This is a genomic window from Corynebacterium sp. NML130628, assembly GCF_001875665.1.
Taxonomy (GTDB): Bacteria; Actinomycetota; Actinomycetes; order Mycobacteriales; family Mycobacteriaceae; genus Corynebacterium.
Genome location: NZ_MLAL01000045.1, coordinates 161520 through 181123 on the forward strand (window position 1 = coordinate 161520; position 19604 = coordinate 181123).

Below are 19604 nucleotides of genomic sequence, written 5' to 3' on the forward strand. Positions count from 1 at the left end.
TGTTATTCGTAGCGCAGGGCTTCGATCGGATTCATTCTCGAGGCGCGGTTGGCCGGGTAGTAGCCGAAGAACAGGCCAATCAGGAGCGCGAACACCAGTGAGAGTAGCACTGCCGTGATCGGCGGCAGCACAAAGGCGTTAAGCAGCAGCGCACCCAGCATGCCGAAACCCGCCCCCACGACCACGCCGAACACGCCGCCGATCAGGCAGACAATCATCGCTTCGGTGACGAACTGGGTGCGGATCATCCGGCGCGTCGCACCCAACGCCATACGCACACCGATCTCGCGGGTGCGTTCCGTCACGGTAATCAGCATGATGTTCATCACACCGATGCCACCGACCAGCAGCGAGATCCCCCCAATTGCGGAAACGACCACGCTCATGGTCGTGAGCATCTGGTTGAGCTGATCGATGTCACGCTTCGTGTCGGCAACTTTTGCCCGGAATTCGGAGTCATCCGCGTAGGCCCGGTCCGCCCACGCCTGGACGTCCTTCGCCACCTGATCTGTGTCCGCCCCTTCGGCGACCCGCACGCTCACCATGCTCACGCCAGGCACCGGTGTGCGCACCATGTCCGGCTGGACCGTGTACGGCACCGCCATCATCGCCTGCGAAAAATCCCCCACCAGCATGCCCTTTTTCTCAAAGTGCCCATACGCGCCAACCACCTGCACAGACGCGTATTGCCCGCCGATGTCCAGCTCAACCTCTTGGCCCACCGCCGACTCCGGATCGTTATTGAACAGCTGCTCCACCACCTCCGGCGAAACTACCGCCACGGGACGGTTCGCTTCAATATCGTCCTTGGTGAGGAAACGCCCGGCGGTCAGCGGCAGGTTCTGCATTTCCAGCTGGTCAGCGTTGACAAAACTCACCATCGTGGTGCCGTGCGCCAGCCCGCGCGTGGTCTGGGCTTGGGTACTGTCCAGCTCGAACGCAATTCCCTTCGCCTGCGTACCGAGTTCCGCGCGCAGGTCCTCGATCATGTCGGGGGTGAGTTTGGAGGCGTCGTCAATCTCTTGGAACATGTAGCGGGCGGCCTCGCTGTCGTCCTCCTGGCGGGGTTTTACCTCGAGGTGGACGTCGTGAATGCCGAACTGCTCCAGGCTGTCCAGCGTCTGCTTCTGCATCGCTTTGCCCAGCGTCATGATCGCGATCACCGACGCGATGCCGATGATCACGCCGAGCAGCGTCAACGCCGAGCGCATCTTGTTCGCCCGCAGGCTCACCGTGGCGAGCCTGACGGATTCGCGCGGGTTCACTCCTGCTCCTCAACCAAGGTCACGGTGGCACCGACGCGCTCACGGTACTCGGCCGGCTTGTTCAGCACCCTCGTCCCCTTTTCGACGCCCTCTACGACCACATCCGAATCTGATACCAGACCAACCTTGACCGGTGTCTTCACAACCTCGAACTTGTCCCCGTCATCCTTCGGGCGCAGCGTGTACACCGAGTAACTGCCGTTCTCGTCCACGACCGCCTCGCGTGGCACGGCGAGCGCACCCTTCGCGGACTCCGTCGTGATCTGTGCCTTCGCCGTGCCGCCGATCTTCAGCCCCTCGGTATCCCCCAGGACTTCAATCTCTACGGGGAACTCCGGGCGCGCAGCCTGCGCCGACGCGCCCTCCGCCGCAGCTTGCGGTTCCGCGACCGAAGAAACATCCAGTACGCGGCCCTTAAACTTCTTCGCGCCGGTGCCAGGTGTGGTGAACGTGACCGCATCGCCCGGCTTCATCTTCGCCGAGTCCAGTTCCTTCACGTTCGCGCGCAGCACCAGCCGGTTCGGGTCCGCCACAGAGAGCAGATAGCCCGCCGGAGCCTGCCCCTGCTTCACCGCGACCTCGGCTACCACGCCACCGAGCGGGGCACGCACCTGGCCCGACGCCACGTCGACCTCAAGCTGCGCGATCGACTGTCCAGCCGCTGCCTGCGCTGCCTGCACCCCGCGCTGCGCCTGCTGCACCGCCGCCGCCTGGGAATCGAGCTGCTGCTGGGCGGCGAGTTTCGCCACCTCAAGTCCGACCGCTGCCTCCGCCTTCGCATCAAACGCCTGGGCAACCGCGCGCTGCTTCGCCGCAAGGTCCGCGTCAGTGTCGTTGAGTGCGGCGTCGTACGCCTTTTGTGCCGCGGACAGGCTGTGCTTTGCGCCGCGGTAGCGTTCGTCGGCTTCCAGCTTGCTCAGCAGCGGCTGCACAGCGTCGTCTTTTGCCATCCCCGATTGGTAAATGCCATGGTTGCCGCGCACCGACTCCAGCGCCGCCGTCAACGCATCACGGCGCGCCGAGTCCACGCCCTGCGCCTGCGTGAGCAGCGTGCTGTCCAGTCCCGCCGCCACGGCCTTCTTGCGTTGCTCAAAGACCGCGGTAGCTTCCTGCAGCTGGCCATCAGCCTGTCGAAATGCCGCCTCCGCCTGCGTCACCTGCGGGTTGAGGCCACGCTGCATCGCATCGTTGGACTGCTGGTATGCCTGCTGCGCCTGCTCGAGCTGGTTTTGCGCCGCGACGTCTGCCGAGATCTGCTGTGCGCGCTGCGTATCAATCTCACGCTGGACTCCCGACGTATCCAGAACGGCGACGACCTGGCCGGCCTCGACGCGCTGCCCCACCTTCACGTTCAGGGCTGTGACCGGGCCGGTCAGGTGCGTCGTCAACGCCGTGACCGAGGCCGCCTCCACCGTCGCGGTAACCGGCACCTTGGCTGCAACATCGCGTGGCGCAAGCTCCGTCGTGTCGGCCGCCATCACCGGCTGGCCGCCCCCGAACCCGCACGCAGTGGTAGAGACAAGAAGACAAACCCCGAGCCCCACGGTTGCGAGGGCTCGGGAAACGACATGATTCGTTCGGCGCAGTCCTTTATTCATAACGGTAAGGATAGCCGATGTTTCGTATCAATCAGAAGTTTTACGGATATAAAACTCCGGGTGATCCGCGCGCAGCAACGTGTTGCCTGTCAGGCCACACCACGCGCGAATATCGATGTCGATTGTCTCGTTCGTGGACCGCAAATGCAGCACTTCCCCCTCCTTGATCTGGTCACGGAATAAGAGGAAGAGGCGCACCAGGACATCACCGCACGCGATGTCCTGGGCGTCCCAGTAGTGATCCTCATGCATTGCGACGCGCCATCACGTTGTCGCGGGCCTGCACGATGAGCGCGAGCTGCTGCTCCGCCAAGTTCGCGGCCACGATCGGGTTATCGGCGAACGTCGCGAAGCCGCAGTCGGTGGAGAAGACCACCCGGTCAGCCCCGAAGGTGTCCAGGGCACGCTCGATGCGTTCCTCCACAGCCTCGACCGGCTCCAACTCTTGGAGCTTCTGGTTCAGCACGCCAACGCAAATACGTTGGTCGTCGCGGATTCCCTCTAGAGCGCGGATGTCGCCGGCCCGCGGCGTTGCTAGCTCCATGGAGAGCATGCCGACGTTCAGCGAGGCGAACAGCTCCACGAACGGCGCGTAATCACCCGTCAGAGCCGCCGACTCGTCCGTGGTCCAGTTCCCGCGGCACACATGCAGCGCCAACCGGTCCTTCGGCAGCCCCGCGGTGAGCTCATCGAGCAACGACTTCGCGAACTCCAGCTCCTCGTCTACCGTGCCTTCCAGGCCGTCGAGCGCACCGCACATGAACGTACGTCCACCCCCACCTGCCTGCCCATACACGACCTCGGTCAGCACCGGCTCGTCGATCTGCACCAGCGCCGTGCCCTTCGCCAACAGCTCGTGAAGCTCCTCGCGCAGCACCCGGACAATGTCCTTCGACATCTCCTCGCGGTTCTCGTACGCGCGGTCGGAGACGCACTCCATCCACATCGTGCGAGTCAACAGATACGGCCCCGGCAAGCACACCTTCACCGGACGGTCAGTGACCTGCTGCACGAACTCAACCTCGTGCGCAACCAGCGGCTTATCGCGACCAAGCGGACCGAATACCGCAGGGTGTCGCACCTCGCCTGCTGGGACATCCAACGCGCGAAGCTCCCGCTCGAACTCCTCAGGGTCATCTACATACGGCAGCAGGTCCGTAATCGGGATGAGCTGGCAGTTCTGCAGGCGCCCCGCGACAAAGCTCGAGTAGTTGTCGCGCCGCATCTCACCATCAGTAACGACGTCGACCCCGGCCCGCTCCTGCGCCGCCAGGACCAGCCGCACAGCATCGTCCGCTGTCGCCTGGAACGTGTCCTCCTCCATGCGCTCCTCCAGGTGGCGGTGCAGCGCATCCAGCAGCCACGGCGAGCGTGGCCAGGAGCCCATCGTCAACACCGACCCAGCCGGTATCTCCGGCGCTGGCGCAGGCTCAGGTAAGACCTTCGCAATCGTCGGCTCCACAACCTCCTGCGTGACCGGCATCTGTGGCCGCTTACGCGGACCCTTCTTTTTCTTCGGACGCACAGCCTCCGGCGCAGCGGGAATGTCTGCGACCTCCACAGGTTTCGAGAACGCCCCCTTCGACACGAGGAACCGCCACCGTTTATGATCCGGCTCCTCCACCACGTTGACCAGGTCATTGCCAGTCAAGTTACACCAGGAAGGCAGATCGACCTTCACTGTGGAGTCGTAGGAAACAATCTCCAACAGCTGCCCCGCCTCAAGCGGATCAATGTTCTTTCGAATCAACAACAACAACCCGTTGCCACAGTCCAAATCGCCGCCATCAAAGCTGGCGTCGGGAGCGTACGGGTGCAGGTTCTCAGTCTTCGACATTGGTGCCCTAGTAGGAAACGCTCGGGGTGCCGTCCGCTAGGAACTCAACCAGCTTCGCGCCGCCGACGATGGTGGCGCCGTCGATAAGATCTTCTTCCCCAAAACCGCGCTTCTTGGCACACGGTGCACACACGTACAGCTTGCCCTCGGCAGCAACGAAATTCTCGATGAGCTCCTTGATCGGCGCGAAGCCTTCCTCGTGAACGTCGTCTGCGTAGCCCTTCACCGCAAGGCGAGCGCCCTCGGACGACAGAAACACCATCGTGTCCTGCGCAGAACCGACGGCAGCATTCGCGACGACGAAGCCGAGCGTGGCCATGTCCTCGTTGTCCTTTGCGTGCGCAATGGTGACACAAAACTTACCGGTACCCATCAAAAACTCCTTAACAGTTGAAAATTGAAGTCTGTGGTGATTGTACCGAAACGACAACAGCACCACCCCCAAGCCTTGAAACTCGGGGGGTGGTGCTGCGTCTATTGAAAGCGATGCCTACCGCAAAGGGTTAGCGTGCCTTCTCAATGATCTCCACGAGACGGAAGTGCTTGTCCTTGGACAGCGGACGCGTCTCCTGAATGCGGACGAGGTCGCCGACACCGGCGGTGTTCTCCTCGTCGTGTGCCTTCACGCGCTTCGTCGTACGGACGATCTTGCCGTACAGGGCGTGGGACTTGCGGTCCTCGACCTCGACGACGATGGTCTTGTCCATCTTGTCGGAGACGACGTAGCCGCGGCGGTTCTTCTGAACGCGCTTTTCAGTGGTCTGTTCGTTCACGTTTGCCTCACTCATGATTAAGCCTCAGCTCCCGGAACAACGGACAGGCCGAGCTCGCGCTCGCGCAGCACGGTGTACATACGTGCAATGTCGCGCTTCACGATGGAGATGCGGCGGTTGTTGGTCAGCTGGCCGGTAGCAAGCTGGAAGCGCAGGTTAAACAGCTCTTCCTTTGCCTCGGACAGGCGAGCGCGCAGCTCTTCGTCGTTGAGCTCGCGGAACTCGGATGCGGGGGTACCGTTAGCCATTAGAACTGGTCCTCCTTCTTGATGATGCGAACCTTGCAAGGAAGCTTCGCGCCTGCGCGGCGCAGTGCCTCGATCGCGGTTGCGTCGTTCGGGTAGGACATCTCGAAGAGAATACGTCCTGGCTTTACGTTAGCGACCCACTTCTCGACAGGGCCCTTACCGGAACCCATACGAACACCAAGTGGCTTCTGCGTCAACGGACGGTCCGGGAAGATGTTGATCCAGACCTTGCCACCACGCTTCACGTGCCGGTTGATCGCAATACGAGCCGCCTCAATCTGACGGTTGGTGATGTACGCCGGCTCGAGAGCCTGCAGAGCGTAATCACCGAAGTTGATCGTGTTGCCACCCTTGGACACGCCAGAACGAGTCGGGCGGTGCTGGCGGCGGTACTTCACACGCTTAGGAATAAGCATTGATTAGCCCTCCTGCTTCTGCTCTGCACGCTGGCGGCGCTGGCCACCACGGCGTGGGCGGCGATCGCCACGGCCACGACGCTCGTTCGACGGAGCGTTGAGCTCGGACTCGCGCACGCCACCGACGACGTCGCCCTTGTAGATCCAAACCTTGACGCCGATGACGCCGAAGGTCGTGTGTGCTTCTGCGGTGCCGTAGTCGATCTCAGCACGAAGGGTGTGCAGCGGCACACGGCCCTCGTGGTAGCGCTCAACGCGGGACATTTCAGCGCCGCCAAGACGACCAGAGGTCATGACCTTGATGCCCTTGACCTGTGGGTTGCGCATAGCGGACTGGATTGCCTTACGCATTGCGCGACGGAATGCGACACGGTTGACGAGCTGCTCAGCAATGGACTGAGCGACCAGGGTTGCGTCGGCGTCGACGTTCTTGACCTCGAGAATGTTGAGGGCGACCATCTTGCCGGTGAGCTTCTCCAGCTCACGGCGGATGCGATCAGCCTCAGCGCCACGACGGCCAATCACGATGCCCGGACGGGCGGTGTGAATGTCGACGCGGACGCGGTCGCGGGTGCGCTCGATGACGACGTCGGAAATACCGGCGCGCTCGAGGCCCTTGGACAGAAACTCGCGGATCTTGATGTCTTCTGCGACGTAATCAGCGTAGTTCTTGTCGGCGTACCAGTGGGACTTCCAGTCGGACGTGATACCCAGGCGCAGGCCGTGTGGGTGAATCTTCTGGCCCATTACTTCGCCCCTTCCTTGGACTCGACAACTACGGTGATGTGCGAGGTGCGCTTCCGGATCTGGAATGCGCGCCCCTGAGCGCGTGGCTGGAAGCGACGCATGGTCGGACCTTCGTTTGCCCAGCACTCGGAAACGACCAGCGTACGCGGGTCCAAACCGAAGTTGTTTTCAGCGTTGGCGGCTGCAGATGCAACAACCTTAGCGACGTCCTTCGCAGCACCCTGTGGTGCGTACTTCAGGACTGCGAGAGCCTCGGAGACGGACTTCCCACGGACAAGGGCGAGCACGCGGCGCGCCTTCATCGGGGAAACACGAACGAACTTGGCCGTCGCGGATGCAGTGGTGATGGTGTCAGCCATTGCTTATCGACGTCCCTTCTGTTCCTTGACGTGACCCTTAAAGGTCTTGGTTGGTGCAAACTCACCGAGCTTGTGGCCGACCATGGACTCGTCGACAAACACCGGGACGTGCTTGCGGCCGTCGTGGACGGCGAAGGTGTGTCCGATGAAATCTGGGAGAATGGTCGAACGGCGAGACCAGGTCTTGATTACCTGCTTGGTGCCGGCATCGTTCTGAGCATCCACCTTGTTGAGGAGGTGCTCATCGACGAACGGGCCTTTCTTTAGGCTACGTGGCATGTCTTACTACCTCCTCTTAACGCTTCTTGCTCTTCGAGCGACGACGTCGCACGATCATATTGTTTGAGTAACGGTTTGGGTTGCGGGTGCGAACTTCCTTCTTGCCCCATGGGGACACTGGGTGACGACCACCGGAAGTCTTACCTTCACCACCACCGTGTGGGTGATCCACAGGGTTCATGACAACACCGCGGACCGTTGGGCGCCAGCCCTTCCAGCGCATACGGCCAGCCTTGCCCCAGCGGATGTTGATCTGGTCAGCGTTGCCGACCTCACCAACGGTTGCGCGGCAACGGATGTCCACGCGGCGGATTTCGGAGGAAGGCATGCGCAGCACTGCGTAGGAGCCTTCCTTACCGAGGAGCTGGATCGAAGCACCAGCGGAGCGAGCAAGCTTGGCACCTGCGCCTGGCTTGAGCTCGACTGCGTGAATCGTCGTACCGGTCGGGATGTTGCGCAGTGGCAGGTTGTTGCCAACCTTGATGTCGGCGTTAGGGCCGGCCTCGAGGACGGCGCCCTGCTTCAGGCCCTTCGGAGCGATGATGTAGCGCTTCTCGCCGTCGTAGTAGTGGAGCAACGCGATGTTTGCGGTGCGGTTCGGGTCGTACTCGATGTGAGCGACCTTTGCCAGCACGCCATCCTTGTCCGAACGACGGAAGTCAATCACGCGGTAACGACGCTTGTGGCCGCCACCACGGTGACGAGTGGTGATGTGGCCGTGCGTGTTACGGCCACCCTTCTTCGGGAGCGGGCGCAGCAGCGACTTTTCCGGAGTGGAGCGGGTGAGCTCCTCGAACTCCGAAACAGAGCTGGCACGGCGACCCGGGGTTGTCGGCTTGTACTTACGAATAGCCATATTTTGTCCTTTTCTATCGAGTCACTTAGACGGCTGCGCCGCCGAAGATGTCGATGGGATCGCTGCCCTCGCGGAGAGTAACGTAGGCGCGCTTGGTGTCCTTGCGCTTACCGAATCCAGTGCGGGAACGCTTGCGCTTGCCCTCACGGTTCACGGTGTTCACCGAAGCGACGTCGACGCCGAAAATCTCTTCCACGGCAATCTTGATCTGGGTCTTGTTCGCAGACTTCGCTACAAAAAACGTGTAGGTGTTCTGCTCCATCAGCGCGTAGGTCTTCTCAGAGAGGACCGGCGCGATGATGATGTCGCGGGAATTCACGATCTTAGCCATTTACTTCTCCTCCTCCGCAGCTTCAGCCTTGCCACGGTTGATGAAGGTGTGCAGCGCTTCAACCGAGAACACAACGTCATCGGCGTTCAGCACGTCGTAGGTGTTCAGCTGCGCCGGCTCAAGAATGGTGACGCCCGGCAGGTTCCTTGCGGACAGACGGGAGTTGACATCCTCACGGCCGATCACGAGAAGCACCGACTTACGGTCAGTCAGACGCTCAATGAACGTACGAGCGGACTTGGTCGAAGGCTTCTGGCCTGGAACAAGCTCCTCAATGAGGTGGATGCGCTCGTTGCGAACACGATCAGTCAGCGCACCAGCAAGTGCAGCCTTGATCATCTTCTTCGGGGTGCGTTGCGCGTAGGAACGCGGCTGCGGCCCGTGAACAATGCCACCACCGGTGAAGTGTGGCGCGCGGATCGAGCCCTGACGAGCGCGACCGGTGCCCTTCTGGCGGAATGGCTTCTTACCACCACCGCGGACCATGCCGCGGGTCTTGGTGGCGTGAGTACCCTGACGAGCGGCTGCCAGCTGAGCTGTAACAACCTGGTGCATCAGGGGGATGGAAGCTTCACGGTCAAAAAGTTCTGCCGGAAGCTCAACGGAACCGTTGGTCTTTCCGTCTGCGGTGTGGACGTTCAACGTCAGGTTCGTCATGCGTGAGCACCGCCCTTCACTGCGGTCTTGACGGTAACAACGGAACCCTTCGCACCAGGGATAGCACCCTTGATGAGCAGCAGGTTGTTGTCGCCGTCGATGCGTTGAATCTTCAGGTTCTGGGTAGTAACGCGGTTACCGCCCATACGGCCAGCCATGCGCTTGCCCTTGAACACGCGACCCGGCGTAGACGCGCCACCGATGCCACCAACGCGACGGTGTGCAGCCTGGTTACCGTGTGCGGCACCCTGGCCAGCGAAGCCGTGACGCTTCATTGCACCGGCGAAGCCGTGGCCCTTGGTGGTACCGGCAACGTCGACGAAGACATCGCCGTCAAACAGGTTGACGGTGATTTCCTGGCCGAGTTCGTACGCAGAGGTGTCATCCATGCGGATTTCAGCTACGTAGCGACGTGGGGTGACGCCAGCCTTCTTGAAGTGGCCGGCCTCTGGCTTGTTCGTCTTACGGGGATCGATGTCACCGTAAGCAATCTGGATGGCGGAGTAGCCATCAGTCTCTGGTGTACGGATCTGGGTGACCACGCACGGCCCAGCCTCCACGACGGTAACCGGGATAACACGGTTCTCGTCGTCGAAGATCTGGGTCATGCCGAGCTTGGTGCCCAGGATGCCCTTGATCTGGTTATCAGACATGTATTAGTTCTCCACTACTTACAGGTTGTCGGATCTCTAGTGATTACTGGATGTTCACGTCAACGCTTGCAGGAAGGTCGATACGCATAAGCGCGTCAACCGTCTTTGGCGTCGGATCGAGAATGTCGATGAGACGCTTGTGCGTGCGCATCTCAAAGTGCTCGCGAGAGTCCTTGTCCTTGTGGGGAGAACGAATAACGGCGTACACGTTCTTCTCTGTGGGCAACGGCACCGGTCCAACGACGCGGGCACCCGTGCGGGTGACCGTCTCAACGATCTTCTTCGCGGATGCGTCGATCGCTTCGTGGTCGTAGGCCTTCAGCCTGATGCGGATCTTCTGTCCCGCCACGCTTACCTCTTCCTCGCATCCCCACATTCTGAACGAAGCGGTGGGGTTGTAGCTTCTAGTTTCTCTATAACGTTGTCCGGGCTGGGCCCATGGCTCAACGCCAGTGTCGTTTTCATTGACTGTTTGACACTTCCGGAAGGTGAACGACGCGACAAAAAAACTGCGCGTTTACTTCAGTGCTTCCGCCACGATGCGCGAGCACATCGGGGTGTCAGACTCGGAAGGGTGCGTGACCCTTGCGTACTGCCGCTGTTTATTTGCCATGTCCCTTCTCCGGTTTCTCACCTAGTTAACCTAGATAAAAACCTTCTTTGGAAGGTGTCATGTTTACCTCACCACCATAACCATGTGGTCATCATGTTGAGGCAACCCGAGTATTAAAACACGTTCTTACAATAAGCGCAACCCCTTGCCTGCATTATCTCGGTTTGGTTGCAGTGTTGTATCCATTCGGCACATCTTGCATTGATTCGAGCATGCGCGGTGGTTGCTGTGTACCCTGGGTGGGTGCACGGCGCTTGTCCGTCGTATTTTTCTTTATCCATATTTATATGAAGGGATTTTCCATGGCCGACCATAATGCAACCGAGAACACCCCAGCTACCACTGAGGCAAAGGAGACGGAACAGATCCGCACCCGCAACTCCAACCTTGAGACCGAGCACGGGACCACAATGATCGACGACAATGTCGTCGGCAAGATCGCCGGCATCGCGGCGCGCGAGGTATCCGGCGTGTACAACCTTGGTGGTGGAGCAGCCCGTATGTGGGGTGCAGTTCGCGAGTCGCTGACGTCTTCCACCAACGTGCAGCAGGGCGTCGACGTCGCCGTTGAAGACGGCCACGCCTCGGTCGCCGTCGCCATCATTGCGGAGTACGGTGTTGCCATCCACGAGCTCGCAAACGCTATCCGCGAGAACATCACGGTCGCCGTCACCCGTATGACTGGCCTTATCGTTGACCGCGTCGACGTCACGGTTCACGACGTCCACCTGCCGGAGCAGGACAACGAGGTATCCCAAGACGCTGCATACAACGCTAACCAGGCCCTGGCCCAGTAGTTATGGCGTACACCTCCGTTAGCCGCGAGGTGGCCGAAGCCGCCCGGGACGCCATCTTGGCTATCCCTGGCGTAGCAGGCATGCACGGTGGGCACTTCGGCGAAGTCGCCTTCCTACTGCCTGGTGGGCGGATCGAGGGGCTGAAACCGGCGACACGATCCTCCGAGCCAAACCTACGCGGCCTAGAAGTGAACTTTATTTACGACGTTTCGAGCGAACGCGACATTCGTTCCGTCGCCGACGACGTACGCACCGCCGCCCTGCGCGCCACCGATGTCGACTTCGTCGATGTTGTTGTCGCCGACGCCGCATAGGACTGTCCTTGCTGGGCAGCCCGCGTTGCGTACCCACAACAAAATCTAAGTGGTGAACAATGAACTTTTTATCTAACAAAGCGCTAACTGGTGTCATTATCGGCATTATCGTTGCTTTCTTCGTTACCTTTGGTGGCGGGCTTGGGCTGCTGTGGCTCGTCCTGTTTTCCGTCATCGGTGGCATAGTGGGCGCCCAGCTCGACGGCAAGCTGGATCTTGCCGAGATCCTGAGCACCAGCTCGGGCAAGGGTCGTAGCTAATGGCGTCGAACGAATTCCACCTCAGCGAGCGTGTAATTACGCAGATCGCTGAGGTGGCGGCTTCCTCAGTGCCGGGCACGATCGAAATGGACGCGAAGCTGGCCGGTCTGGCAGGCCGCAGCTTTCCCCAAATTGATGTCCGCCTGGACCGGGTTTCAGGCACCGTGGCCGTCGAAGCCGAGATCGCTACTACTTACCCTGCCCCCATCGCCGCCATCACGGACGCCGTGCGGTCGACGATCATTTCGCATATCCGCACCTTGACCGGCTTGGATGTCTCGACCGTCAACATCGAGGTCGCGAATATCACCGCAAACGCCGGTACACCCGTGTCCTGGGACGACGTAGCAAACCACCAGTCCTTCATCATTCCGACTCCTCTGAAGGTCACACCCCTAGAAGTGGAGTCCCCGACGACGAAGGAGCCAGAACCGTTGCGCGACATCGTCGCCCGCTCGCTTGTCGACGACCTCACAGCCACCCACGCCCCAGAACCGGCGGCTGTTGCGTCTGTCGTGGCGCCCCAGCCACACCCCGTCCGAACAAAAGGCTTCGAAACGCAGCCACCCCGGGTATTCCGACCACGCACGCCGGAACCCGTCCGACTGCAGAGCATCCAAGTACGCGAACAACGCGCGTACAGCCCAAGTGCTCCGAATCCGGCGCCACTCAAGCCAGTTCGTGTGAAGCCCGCTGCAGCACCGAAGCCGGTGAAGGCACCGCAGCCACAACCGCTTCGCCAAATCACAATCAAACCGGCGGTGAAGTACTATGACCGAACCTAATACCTCCGTCATCCCAGTAGGTCCGCACCCTGCAGTCGCCCCCAAGGCCAGCCCCGCGGCTCGTTGGCTCAGCGTGCTTGCCGGCCTCATCTTCCTTGGCGGAGCCGTCACAACAGGCCACGACGCTTGGGTTCGACTCCAGGAATCTAGCAACCAATCCGAGTGGCTCCCCGAGCTCTACGACCAATTGACGTTGCACCTCATTGACATCACATGGGTCGGCGTCGCAGTTGGCATCGTCGTCATGCTGGTGGGAATAGCTCTCATCATTGCATCATTCAAGCCCCGTCAGAAGACGCATTTGCGGGTGCAGTCGCCGGTTTCAATTTGGACCCGCCCAGTGGACATTGCACGGAAATCAACATTCCTCGCAACGTCTCAGCTTGGGGCAAACCATGCGCGGACCAAAGCGGACCGGAAGAAGCTTACGCTCACGATGCAGACCGACAGGCAGCGACCGGAGGTCGAACAGCAGGCAAATGACTCTCTCGCTACCGAATTCCAGCGTCTGGAGCAGCTGCCCGCTATCACAATCAAGACCGAGGCACCGGCAGCTGTTGCGCAACAGGAGGCGAAATAAATGACCAAGACCCTTGCTTTCTTTGACCGCCTACTCGTTTTCATTCTCGGTGCTGCGTTTCTCTGCCTCGGATTCATTCCACTCACCTACTTTTGGGACATCCCATACGTGAGCGAATGGACCCAACAGGTCGATCCAGCGGTGATCAGCAACCTGCCCTACCGTTCCTCATACAACACCGCGCTCATCGTCGGAACAGTTGTCTTGGTCGTTCTGGGACTGTGGGCGATCATCGCGAATATCCGCAGCCGCGGATTCTCCACCCGAGCAATCACCGCGGCCGACGCCGAGCATGGCACGACCGAGATCAACGTGAAACGAGTTGCTGAGGCTGCGTGCCACCACCTGGCAACCAACCCGATGATTAACTCAGCGGACGCCAAGGTCGCGATGGTCGAGACTCGCCCGACCGTAGAGTTCGTCGCAGTCGCAAACCCTGCGTTCTCACTCGATGACGTCGCTGCAGTTCTCGAGGCAGCCGACCAGGATTTCCGGATGGCAAACCACACAATGAACGTGGATACCCTCTGGAAGCTGCATTACGACCAAGTCGCCTCCTAACTCCTTAGATAGCAAAAGCTCCCCACTTCGCAATGCGCGGTGGGGAGCTTTTCTGTGCCCGTTCGTCAGGCTTCAGGAGCACTAACGTGGCAGGTTCGGGCTTAAGGGACCTTATGTGTGTATAAATCTATCCGGTTTACCGGGGTGACCTCGACCAACAACCCGATATGGTTTTCAAAACAGTTCCATTCGCCCATTTTGAGGAATCAACACTGAATAGCGTCTGATGTGTGGTACGGAAGCTGCGGGTAGCACAGCGAGATCGACGGCTATAAGCCAGGAACGAGCCGTCCCGTACGATGAGGGCTCGCGCACCAACACAGAGCCCAGCAAAAGCCCTTTACGTGCGCCATACAGGCCGCGTCGCGGGAAGAACCGCGTGTTGAGGTTCTCCATATACATCCCAAGACCGCCTGTGCCGTTTACCGGGAAGCAAAGCTTCGAGGCATGTCGTTAAGCAGACTGACGTACAGCTTGAGTGGAAGACGAACTCACGTGACGTGGTCACTGAGAAGGGTGGCCGAACGAATTCGACACCGGCATTGTTAACCAGTTGAATCCCAGCTTAGGCGTGAGAAAAGGGTGGGCTGGACGCAGCTAGTTACACACAAAATGTCCCTTAAGCCCAGGTTCGGGCCTATCCTCAGCCGGGTGGATCAGCGGGCTCTCGCATGCAAAAAGGTCACTCCCCGTGGCGGGGAGTGACCTTTTAAGTCACATTATCGGGATAAATTAGCCGATAATCTTGGTGACGCGACCAGCGCCGACGGTGCGGGAGCCTTCGCGGATAGCGAAGCGCAGGCCCTCGTCCATTGCGACTGGGTGGATCAGCTCGACGGACATATCAACGTTGTCGCCAGGCATGACCATCTCGGTGCCCTCAGGCAGGTGCACAACACCGGTAACGTCGGTGGTGCGGAAGTAGAACTGAGGACGGTAGTTGTCGAAGAATGGCGTGTGTCGGCCACCCTCGTCCTTGGACAGGACGTAGACGGAGCCCTCGAACTTGGAGTGAGGGGTGTAAGCGCCCGGCTTGATGACAACCTGGCCACGCTCAACGTCCTCACGCTTCAGGCCACGAAGCAGCAGAGCTGCGTTGTCGCCAGCCTCAGCGGTGTCGAGAAGCTTGTTGAACATCTCGATCGAGGTGACGGTGGTCTTTGTGGACTTCTCGCGGATACCGATGATCTCAACTTCGTCGTTGAGGTTCAGGACGCCACGCTCAACACGGCCGGTAACAACGGTACCGCGACCGGAAATGGTGAAGATGTCCTCGATCGGCATCAGGAAGTCGCGGTCGGTCTCACGGACTGGATCCGGGATCGAGTTGTCGCAAGCTTCCATGAGCTCGACGATGGACTGTACCCACTTCTCTTCGCCCTCAAGAGCCTTCAGAGCGGAGATGTGAACGATTGGAGCCTCTTCGTCGTAGTCCTGCTCGGCGAGCAGCTCGCGAACCTCCATCTCGACGAGCTCGATGATTTCCTCATCATCGACCATGTCGCACTTGTTCAGTGCAACGAGGATGTAAGGAACGCCAACCTGGCGTGCGAGCAGAACGTGCTCGCGGGTCTGAGGCATTGGGCCGTCGGTAGCAGCAACCACGAGGATTGCGCCGTCCATCTGGGCTGCGCCGGTAATCATGTTCTTGATGTAGTCGGCGTGGCCTGGGGCGTCCACGTGAGCGTAGTGACGCTTCGGGGTGTTGTACTCGACGTGCGAAATGTTAATGGTAATGCCGCGCTCGCGCTCCTCCGGAGCCTTGTCGATCGCGTCGTACGCGAAGGACTTGTTCTCCTCCGGGTACTGGTCCGCGAGCACCTTGGTGATCGCGGCCGTGGTGGTCGTCTTACCGTGGTCGACGTGACCAATGGTACCGATGTTCACGTGCGGCTTAGAGCGCTCGAACTTTTCCTTTGCCACTGTATGTCCTCCTGGACTTCATGGTGGCTACGACCTTCGCAGCCACGTGGTTTACATTTGCCTTGCCTCCGAAGAGGCGATGGCTCTTTCACAATGTGCCAGTTACCTGATCCTAGAGATTCCATGCCCGATTTTCAAACTGTCAGACCGAATCTTCCGGGACCATTCGTCGCGAGTAACGGCCGGCTCAAACCACCACACCTCGGGCGTGGTAGCTCCAGCACGGCCGCTACTTGCGACCGCCCTTGCCCCTCTTTACCAATCAACTCGCTGGCACACGAAGTTGGTCGTCGAGAAGCAAGGGAAAACGACTAGTTGCCGTTACGCTCGTCGATGATTTCCTGCGCAACGTTGGAAGGAACCTCACCGTAGGAGTCGAACACCATGGTGTAGTTCGCACGACCCTGCGTCTTGGAACGCAGGTCGCCAACGTAGCCGAACATCTGGGACAGCGGGACAACAGCCTTGACGACCTTCGCGCCGGAGCGGTCGTCCATCGAGTTGACCTGGCCACGACGGGAGTTCAGGTCACCAATGACATCACCCATGTACTCCTCAGGCGTGACGACCTCAACAGCCATCAGTGGCTCAAGCAGGATCGGCTTCGCCTTTGCGACGGCCTCCTTGAGCACCTGCGAACCAGCCATCTTGAAGGCCATTTCGGAAGAGTCAACCTCGTGGTAGGCACCGTCTTCGAGGGTCGCCTTGATGTTGACCAGCGGGTAGCCAGCCAGGTAGCCGTACTGCATCGCGTCCTGAATACCAGCGTCGACGGAAGGGATGTACTCCTTCGGAACACGGCCACCGGTGACAGCGTTGACGAACTGGTAGGTTGCGCTCTCGCCCTCTTCCAGAGTCTCCGGGTCCGGGTTGTAAGGCTCGATGGTAACGATAACCTTCGCGAACTGACCAGAACCACCGGTCTGCTTCTTGTGCGTGTAGTCGAGGGACTCCACCTTCTTGCGGATGGTTTCGCGGTAAGCAACCTGCGGGGAACCGATGTTTGCCTCAACCTTGAACTCGCGCTTCATGCGGTCCACAAGGACATCGAGGTGGAGCTCACCCATACCGCCGATGACGGTCTGGCCGGTCTCGTCGTCAAGGTGAACGGTAAAGGTTGGGTCCTCTTCCGAAAGCTTCTGGATAGCCGTACCCAGCTTCTCCTGGTCAGCCTTCGTCTTCGGCTCAATAGCAACCTGAATAACCGGGTCCGGGAAGTCCATGGACTCGAGGATGATCGGGTGGTCAGGGTTGCACAGGGTGTCACCCGTAGTCGTGTGCTTCAGACCGATGAACGCGTAGATGTTACCGGCGTCAGCGTGCTCGACCGGGTTCTCCTTGTTCGCGTGCATCTGGAAGAGCTTACCGACGCGCTCACGCTGCTGCTTCGTCGAGTTCAGCATGTTCTCGCCCGGAATTGCCTGGCCGGAGTAAACACGGACGTAGGTCAGCTTGCCGAAGAATGGGTGCACTGCGATCTTGAACGCAAGAGCGGAGAAAGGCTCATCAACGGAAGGCTTACGGGTCAGATCACTCTCACCGTCAAGCGCGGTGCCGTGGACCTCACCGATGTCCAGCGGAGAAGGCAAGTAATCGACGATGGCGTCCAGCACAGGCTCAACGCCCTTGTTGCGGTACGCGGTACCACAGAAGACTGGGTAGACCTCCGAGTTCACGGTGAGCTTACGGATACCAGCCTTGAGCTCCTCAATCGTGAGTTCTTCGCCGCCGAAGTACTTCTCCATGAGCTCTTCGTCAGACTCTGCAACGGTCTCGACGAGCTTCTCGCGGTACTCCTCGGCCTTCGCCTTCAGATCGTCCGGAATCTCGGTGATTTGTGCAGGTGTGCCGGTCTCAACCTTGCCGGGCCACAGCATCGCCTTCATCTCAAGGAGGTCGACGACGCCGTCAAAGTTGTCCTCAGCGCCGATTGGCAGCTGCATTACCAGCGGCTTCGCACCAAGACGGTCGACGATCGTGCCGACCGTGTAGTAGAAGTCAGCACCCAGCTTGTCCATCTTATTGACGAAGCAGATACGTGGGACGTCGTACTTGGCAGCCTGACGCCACACCTGCTCGGACTGCGGCTCAACGCCTTCCTTACCGTCGAACACCGCAACAGCGCCATCGAGCACGCGCAGGGAGCGCTCAACCTCAACAGTGAAGTCCACGTGACCCGGCGTATCGATGATGTTGATCTGGTTGTTATTCCAGAAGCAAGTTACGGCAGCGGAAGTAATGGTGATGCCGCGCTCTTTCTCCTGATCCATCCAGTCAGTAGTCGCGCCACCGTCGTGGGTCTCGCCGACCTTACGGTTAATACCGGTGTAGAACAGAATGCGCTCTGTCGTGGTGGTCTTACCAGCATCGATGTGGGCCATGATGCCGATGTTGCGGACCTTGTGAAGATCCTTAAGCACTTCTTGTGCCACGTTATTTACCCCAACTTAAAAGTCGTCGACGTGCTACACACGTCTTGGCGAATATTTACCTAGTTCATTGTGCCACTGTTTGCCCACGATGGGCAGTGTCAGCCGAAAAATCACCACAAAACAAAAACCCGGACGCCGCACGTGCACCCACATTGGTGGGTGCACACGTATGCAGTTGTGCACACGCTGTCCGTGTCAGCATGGTCCGGGCGATTTGCTTCATAGATGACCTACCGGCGACTACCAGCGGTAGTGAGCAAACGCGCGGTTTGCCTCAGCCATCTTGTGAACGTCCTCGCGACGCTTCACGGATGCTCCCAAACCGTTGGACGCGTCCAGAATCTCGTTTGCGAGACGCTCGATCATCGAGTTCTCACGACGCTGACGCGTAAAGGTGACCATCCAGCGCAGGGCCAGCGTGGTTGAGCGAACCGGCTTGACCTCAACCGGGACCTGGTAGGTAGCGCCACCAACACGGCGTGAACGTACCTCAAGGTCAGGGCGGATGTTGCCGAGCGCCTTTTCCAAGGTGCCGACCGGATCGGTGCCCGTCTTTTCACGGCAGATCTCAAGCGCGCCGTAGACGATGCGCTCAGCGGTGGATTTCTTACCGTCGACAAGTACCTTATTGACCAGCTGGGTCACGAGTTCAGAGTTGTATACCGGGTCCTTAACGATGGGACGCTTCGGAGCTTGCTGCTTACGCATTTCTGATTACTGTCCCTTCTTTGCGCCGTAGCGGGAACGAGCCTGCTTACGATCCTTGACGCCCTGGGTATCCAAGGAGCCACGAACAATCTTGTAGCGAACACCCGGGAGGTCCTTCACACGACCACCACGGACGAGCACCATGGAGTGCTCCTGGAGGTTGTGACCCTCGCCCGGAATGTATGCAGAAACCTCGATACCGGAGCTCAGACGAACACGAGCAACCTTGCGGAGCGCCGAGTTCGGCTTCTTCGGCGTGGTGGTGTACACACGGGTGCACACACCACGACGCTGCGGGGAACCCTTCAGCGCTGCAGTTGCTACCTTGCCACGCTTGTCGTGGCGGCCCTTGCGGACCAGCTGCTGGATAGTTGGCATTAATTTTCCTTCTAAGTTTTTACGCCGAGACGGCAATCGCCTGAACATGCAAAAATGAGGGCTCTTTCCCGGGGCCCTACCGCACGTCCAGAACGTCCCGCCACGTTGATGCGAAAACGATCAGACACTTCACCTTTAGATGGTGAACCGTCCGACACAGTATCACGTTTACCGTCCATCACGCAACAATGGCTCCACGGTCGGCTTCCCCTCCCCCGGTAGAGGGTAAACCTA

The 19604-nt window shown here is 59.7% G+C and carries 26 protein-coding genes; 6 read left to right on the plus strand and 20 right to left on the minus strand.

From position 1 onward, the window contains the following. Positions 1-2 precede the first annotated feature (2 nt). The 16 genes from BJP07_RS10500 to rpsJ all read right to left on the minus strand — a co-directional run bounded on the left by BJP07_RS10500 (position 3) and on the right by rpsJ (position 10368). The gene (locus BJP07_RS10500; RefSeq protein ID WP_071567396.1) at positions 3-1265 is read right to left on the minus strand and encodes an ABC transporter permease; all 1263 of its coding nucleotides are present in this window, start codon (positions 1263-1265) and stop codon (positions 3-5) included. Beyond that, on the minus strand, positions 1262-2863 hold the full coding sequence (locus BJP07_RS10505) for an efflux RND transporter periplasmic adaptor subunit (protein WP_071567397.1): 1602 nt from the start codon (positions 2861-2863) through the stop codon (positions 1262-1264). The genes BJP07_RS10500 and BJP07_RS10505 overlap by 4 nt, the downstream gene beginning before the upstream one ends. Positions 2864-2890: 27 nt before the next feature. Then, positions 2891-3115: a hypothetical protein gene (locus BJP07_RS10510; RefSeq protein ID WP_071567398.1), complete on the minus strand. Its 225-nt coding sequence runs from the start codon at positions 3113-3115 to the stop codon at positions 2891-2893. After that, entirely contained in the window at positions 3108-4700 is a 1593-nt protein-coding gene (locus tag BJP07_RS10515) for a sulfurtransferase TusA family protein (RefSeq protein ID WP_071567399.1), read from the minus strand. Before BJP07_RS10515 ends, BJP07_RS10510 begins: the two co-directional genes overlap by 8 nt. Before the next feature lie 7 nt (positions 4701-4707). Then, on the minus strand, positions 4708-5073 hold the full coding sequence (locus BJP07_RS10520) for a DsrE family protein (protein WP_071567400.1): 366 nt from the start codon (positions 5071-5073) through the stop codon (positions 4708-4710). Between the two features lie 130 nt (positions 5074-5203). Beyond that, positions 5204-5488 (minus strand): 30S ribosomal protein S17, encoded by a 285-nt coding sequence (rpsQ, locus tag BJP07_RS10525; RefSeq protein ID WP_071567401.1) that lies wholly within the window; start codon positions 5486-5488, stop codon positions 5204-5206. Between the two features lie 2 nt (positions 5489-5490). Next, entirely contained in the window at positions 5491-5721 is a 231-nt protein-coding gene (gene rpmC / locus BJP07_RS10530; RefSeq protein WP_071567402.1) for a 50S ribosomal protein L29, read from the minus strand. Then, positions 5721-6137 (minus strand): 50S ribosomal protein L16, encoded by a 417-nt coding sequence (gene rplP, locus BJP07_RS10535; RefSeq protein ID WP_070363099.1) that lies wholly within the window; start codon positions 6135-6137, stop codon positions 5721-5723. Before rplP ends, rpmC begins: the two co-directional genes overlap by 1 nt. Positions 6138-6140: 3 nt before the next feature. Next, positions 6141-6884, minus strand: a complete 744-nt coding sequence (gene rpsC / locus BJP07_RS10540; RefSeq protein ID WP_071567403.1) for a 30S ribosomal protein S3 — start codon at positions 6882-6884, stop codon at positions 6141-6143. Next, entirely contained in the window at positions 6884-7243 is a 360-nt protein-coding gene (rplV, locus tag BJP07_RS10545) for a 50S ribosomal protein L22 (protein WP_070363101.1), read from the minus strand. Before rplV ends, rpsC begins: the two co-directional genes overlap by 1 nt. Before the next feature lie 3 nt (positions 7244-7246). After that, positions 7247-7522, minus strand: a complete 276-nt coding sequence (gene rpsS, locus BJP07_RS10550; RefSeq protein WP_070363102.1) for a 30S ribosomal protein S19 — start codon at positions 7520-7522, stop codon at positions 7247-7249. A gap of 16 nt (positions 7523-7538) precedes the next feature. Continuing rightward, positions 7539-8378, minus strand: a complete 840-nt coding sequence (rplB, locus tag BJP07_RS10555) for a 50S ribosomal protein L2 (RefSeq protein WP_071567404.1) — start codon at positions 8376-8378, stop codon at positions 7539-7541. Between the two features lie 25 nt (positions 8379-8403). Beyond that, a complete protein-coding gene (gene rplW / locus BJP07_RS10560) occupies positions 8404-8709 on the minus strand; it encodes a 50S ribosomal protein L23 (protein ID WP_070363104.1) in 306 nt (101 codons plus the stop codon). Further along, on the minus strand, positions 8710-9366 hold the full coding sequence (rplD, locus tag BJP07_RS10565; protein ID WP_071567405.1) for a 50S ribosomal protein L4: 657 nt from the start codon (positions 9364-9366) through the stop codon (positions 8710-8712). Next, the gene (rplC, locus tag BJP07_RS10570) at positions 9363-10019 is read right to left on the minus strand and encodes a 50S ribosomal protein L3 (protein ID WP_070363106.1); all 657 of its coding nucleotides are present in this window, start codon (positions 10017-10019) and stop codon (positions 9363-9365) included. Before rplC ends, rplD begins: the two co-directional genes overlap by 4 nt. A gap of 43 nt (positions 10020-10062) precedes the next feature. Beyond that, entirely contained in the window at positions 10063-10368 is a 306-nt protein-coding gene (gene rpsJ / locus BJP07_RS10575; protein WP_005286760.1) for a 30S ribosomal protein S10, read from the minus strand. A 566-nt stretch (positions 10369-10934) separates the two neighbouring features. Here rpsJ and BJP07_RS10580 point away from each other — a divergent pair. The 6 genes from BJP07_RS10580 to BJP07_RS10605 are packed head-to-tail and all read left to right on the plus strand — an operon-like array spanning position 10935 to position 13929. After that, positions 10935-11429, plus strand: coding sequence for an Asp23/Gls24 family envelope stress response protein (locus BJP07_RS10580; protein WP_071567406.1), 495 nt, complete (start codon positions 10935-10937; stop codon positions 11427-11429). A gap of 2 nt (positions 11430-11431) precedes the next feature. Then, positions 11432-11743 carry a hypothetical protein gene (locus BJP07_RS10585; RefSeq protein WP_071567407.1) on the plus strand — a complete coding sequence of 104 codons (312 nt, stop codon included), beginning with the start codon at positions 11432-11434 and terminating at the stop codon, positions 11741-11743. A 59-nt stretch (positions 11744-11802) separates the two neighbouring features. Continuing rightward, the gene (locus BJP07_RS10590) at positions 11803-12003 is read left to right on the plus strand and encodes a hypothetical protein (RefSeq protein WP_071567408.1); all 201 of its coding nucleotides are present in this window, start codon (positions 11803-11805) and stop codon (positions 12001-12003) included. Beyond that, positions 12003-12788: an Asp23/Gls24 family envelope stress response protein gene (locus tag BJP07_RS10595; RefSeq protein ID WP_071567409.1), complete on the plus strand. Its 786-nt coding sequence runs from the start codon at positions 12003-12005 to the stop codon at positions 12786-12788. Before BJP07_RS10590 ends, BJP07_RS10595 begins: the two co-directional genes overlap by 1 nt. Beyond that, positions 12775-13368 carry a hypothetical protein gene (locus tag BJP07_RS10600; protein WP_071567410.1) on the plus strand — a complete coding sequence of 198 codons (594 nt, stop codon included), beginning with the start codon at positions 12775-12777 and terminating at the stop codon, positions 13366-13368. The genes BJP07_RS10595 and BJP07_RS10600 overlap by 14 nt, the downstream gene beginning before the upstream one ends. Further along, the gene (locus BJP07_RS10605) at positions 13369-13929 is read left to right on the plus strand and encodes a hypothetical protein (RefSeq protein WP_071567411.1); all 561 of its coding nucleotides are present in this window, start codon (positions 13369-13371) and stop codon (positions 13927-13929) included. Between the two features lie 732 nt (positions 13930-14661). Here BJP07_RS10605 and tuf read toward each other — a convergent pair. From tuf to rpsL, 4 genes are all read right to left on the minus strand, one after another. Continuing rightward, positions 14662-15852, minus strand: coding sequence for an elongation factor Tu (gene tuf, locus BJP07_RS10610; protein WP_071567412.1), 1191 nt, complete (start codon positions 15850-15852; stop codon positions 14662-14664). Between the two features lie 311 nt (positions 15853-16163). Continuing rightward, on the minus strand, positions 16164-18284 hold the full coding sequence (gene fusA / locus BJP07_RS10615; RefSeq protein WP_071567413.1) for an elongation factor G: 2121 nt from the start codon (positions 18282-18284) through the stop codon (positions 16164-16166). Positions 18285-18524: 240 nt separating this feature from the next. Next, positions 18525-18992, minus strand: a complete 468-nt coding sequence (gene rpsG / locus BJP07_RS10620) for a 30S ribosomal protein S7 (protein WP_071567414.1) — start codon at positions 18990-18992, stop codon at positions 18525-18527. Between the two features lie 6 nt (positions 18993-18998). Continuing rightward, entirely contained in the window at positions 18999-19370 is a 372-nt protein-coding gene (gene rpsL, locus BJP07_RS10625; RefSeq protein ID WP_071567415.1) for a 30S ribosomal protein S12, read from the minus strand. Positions 19371-19604: the final 234 nt, after the last annotated feature.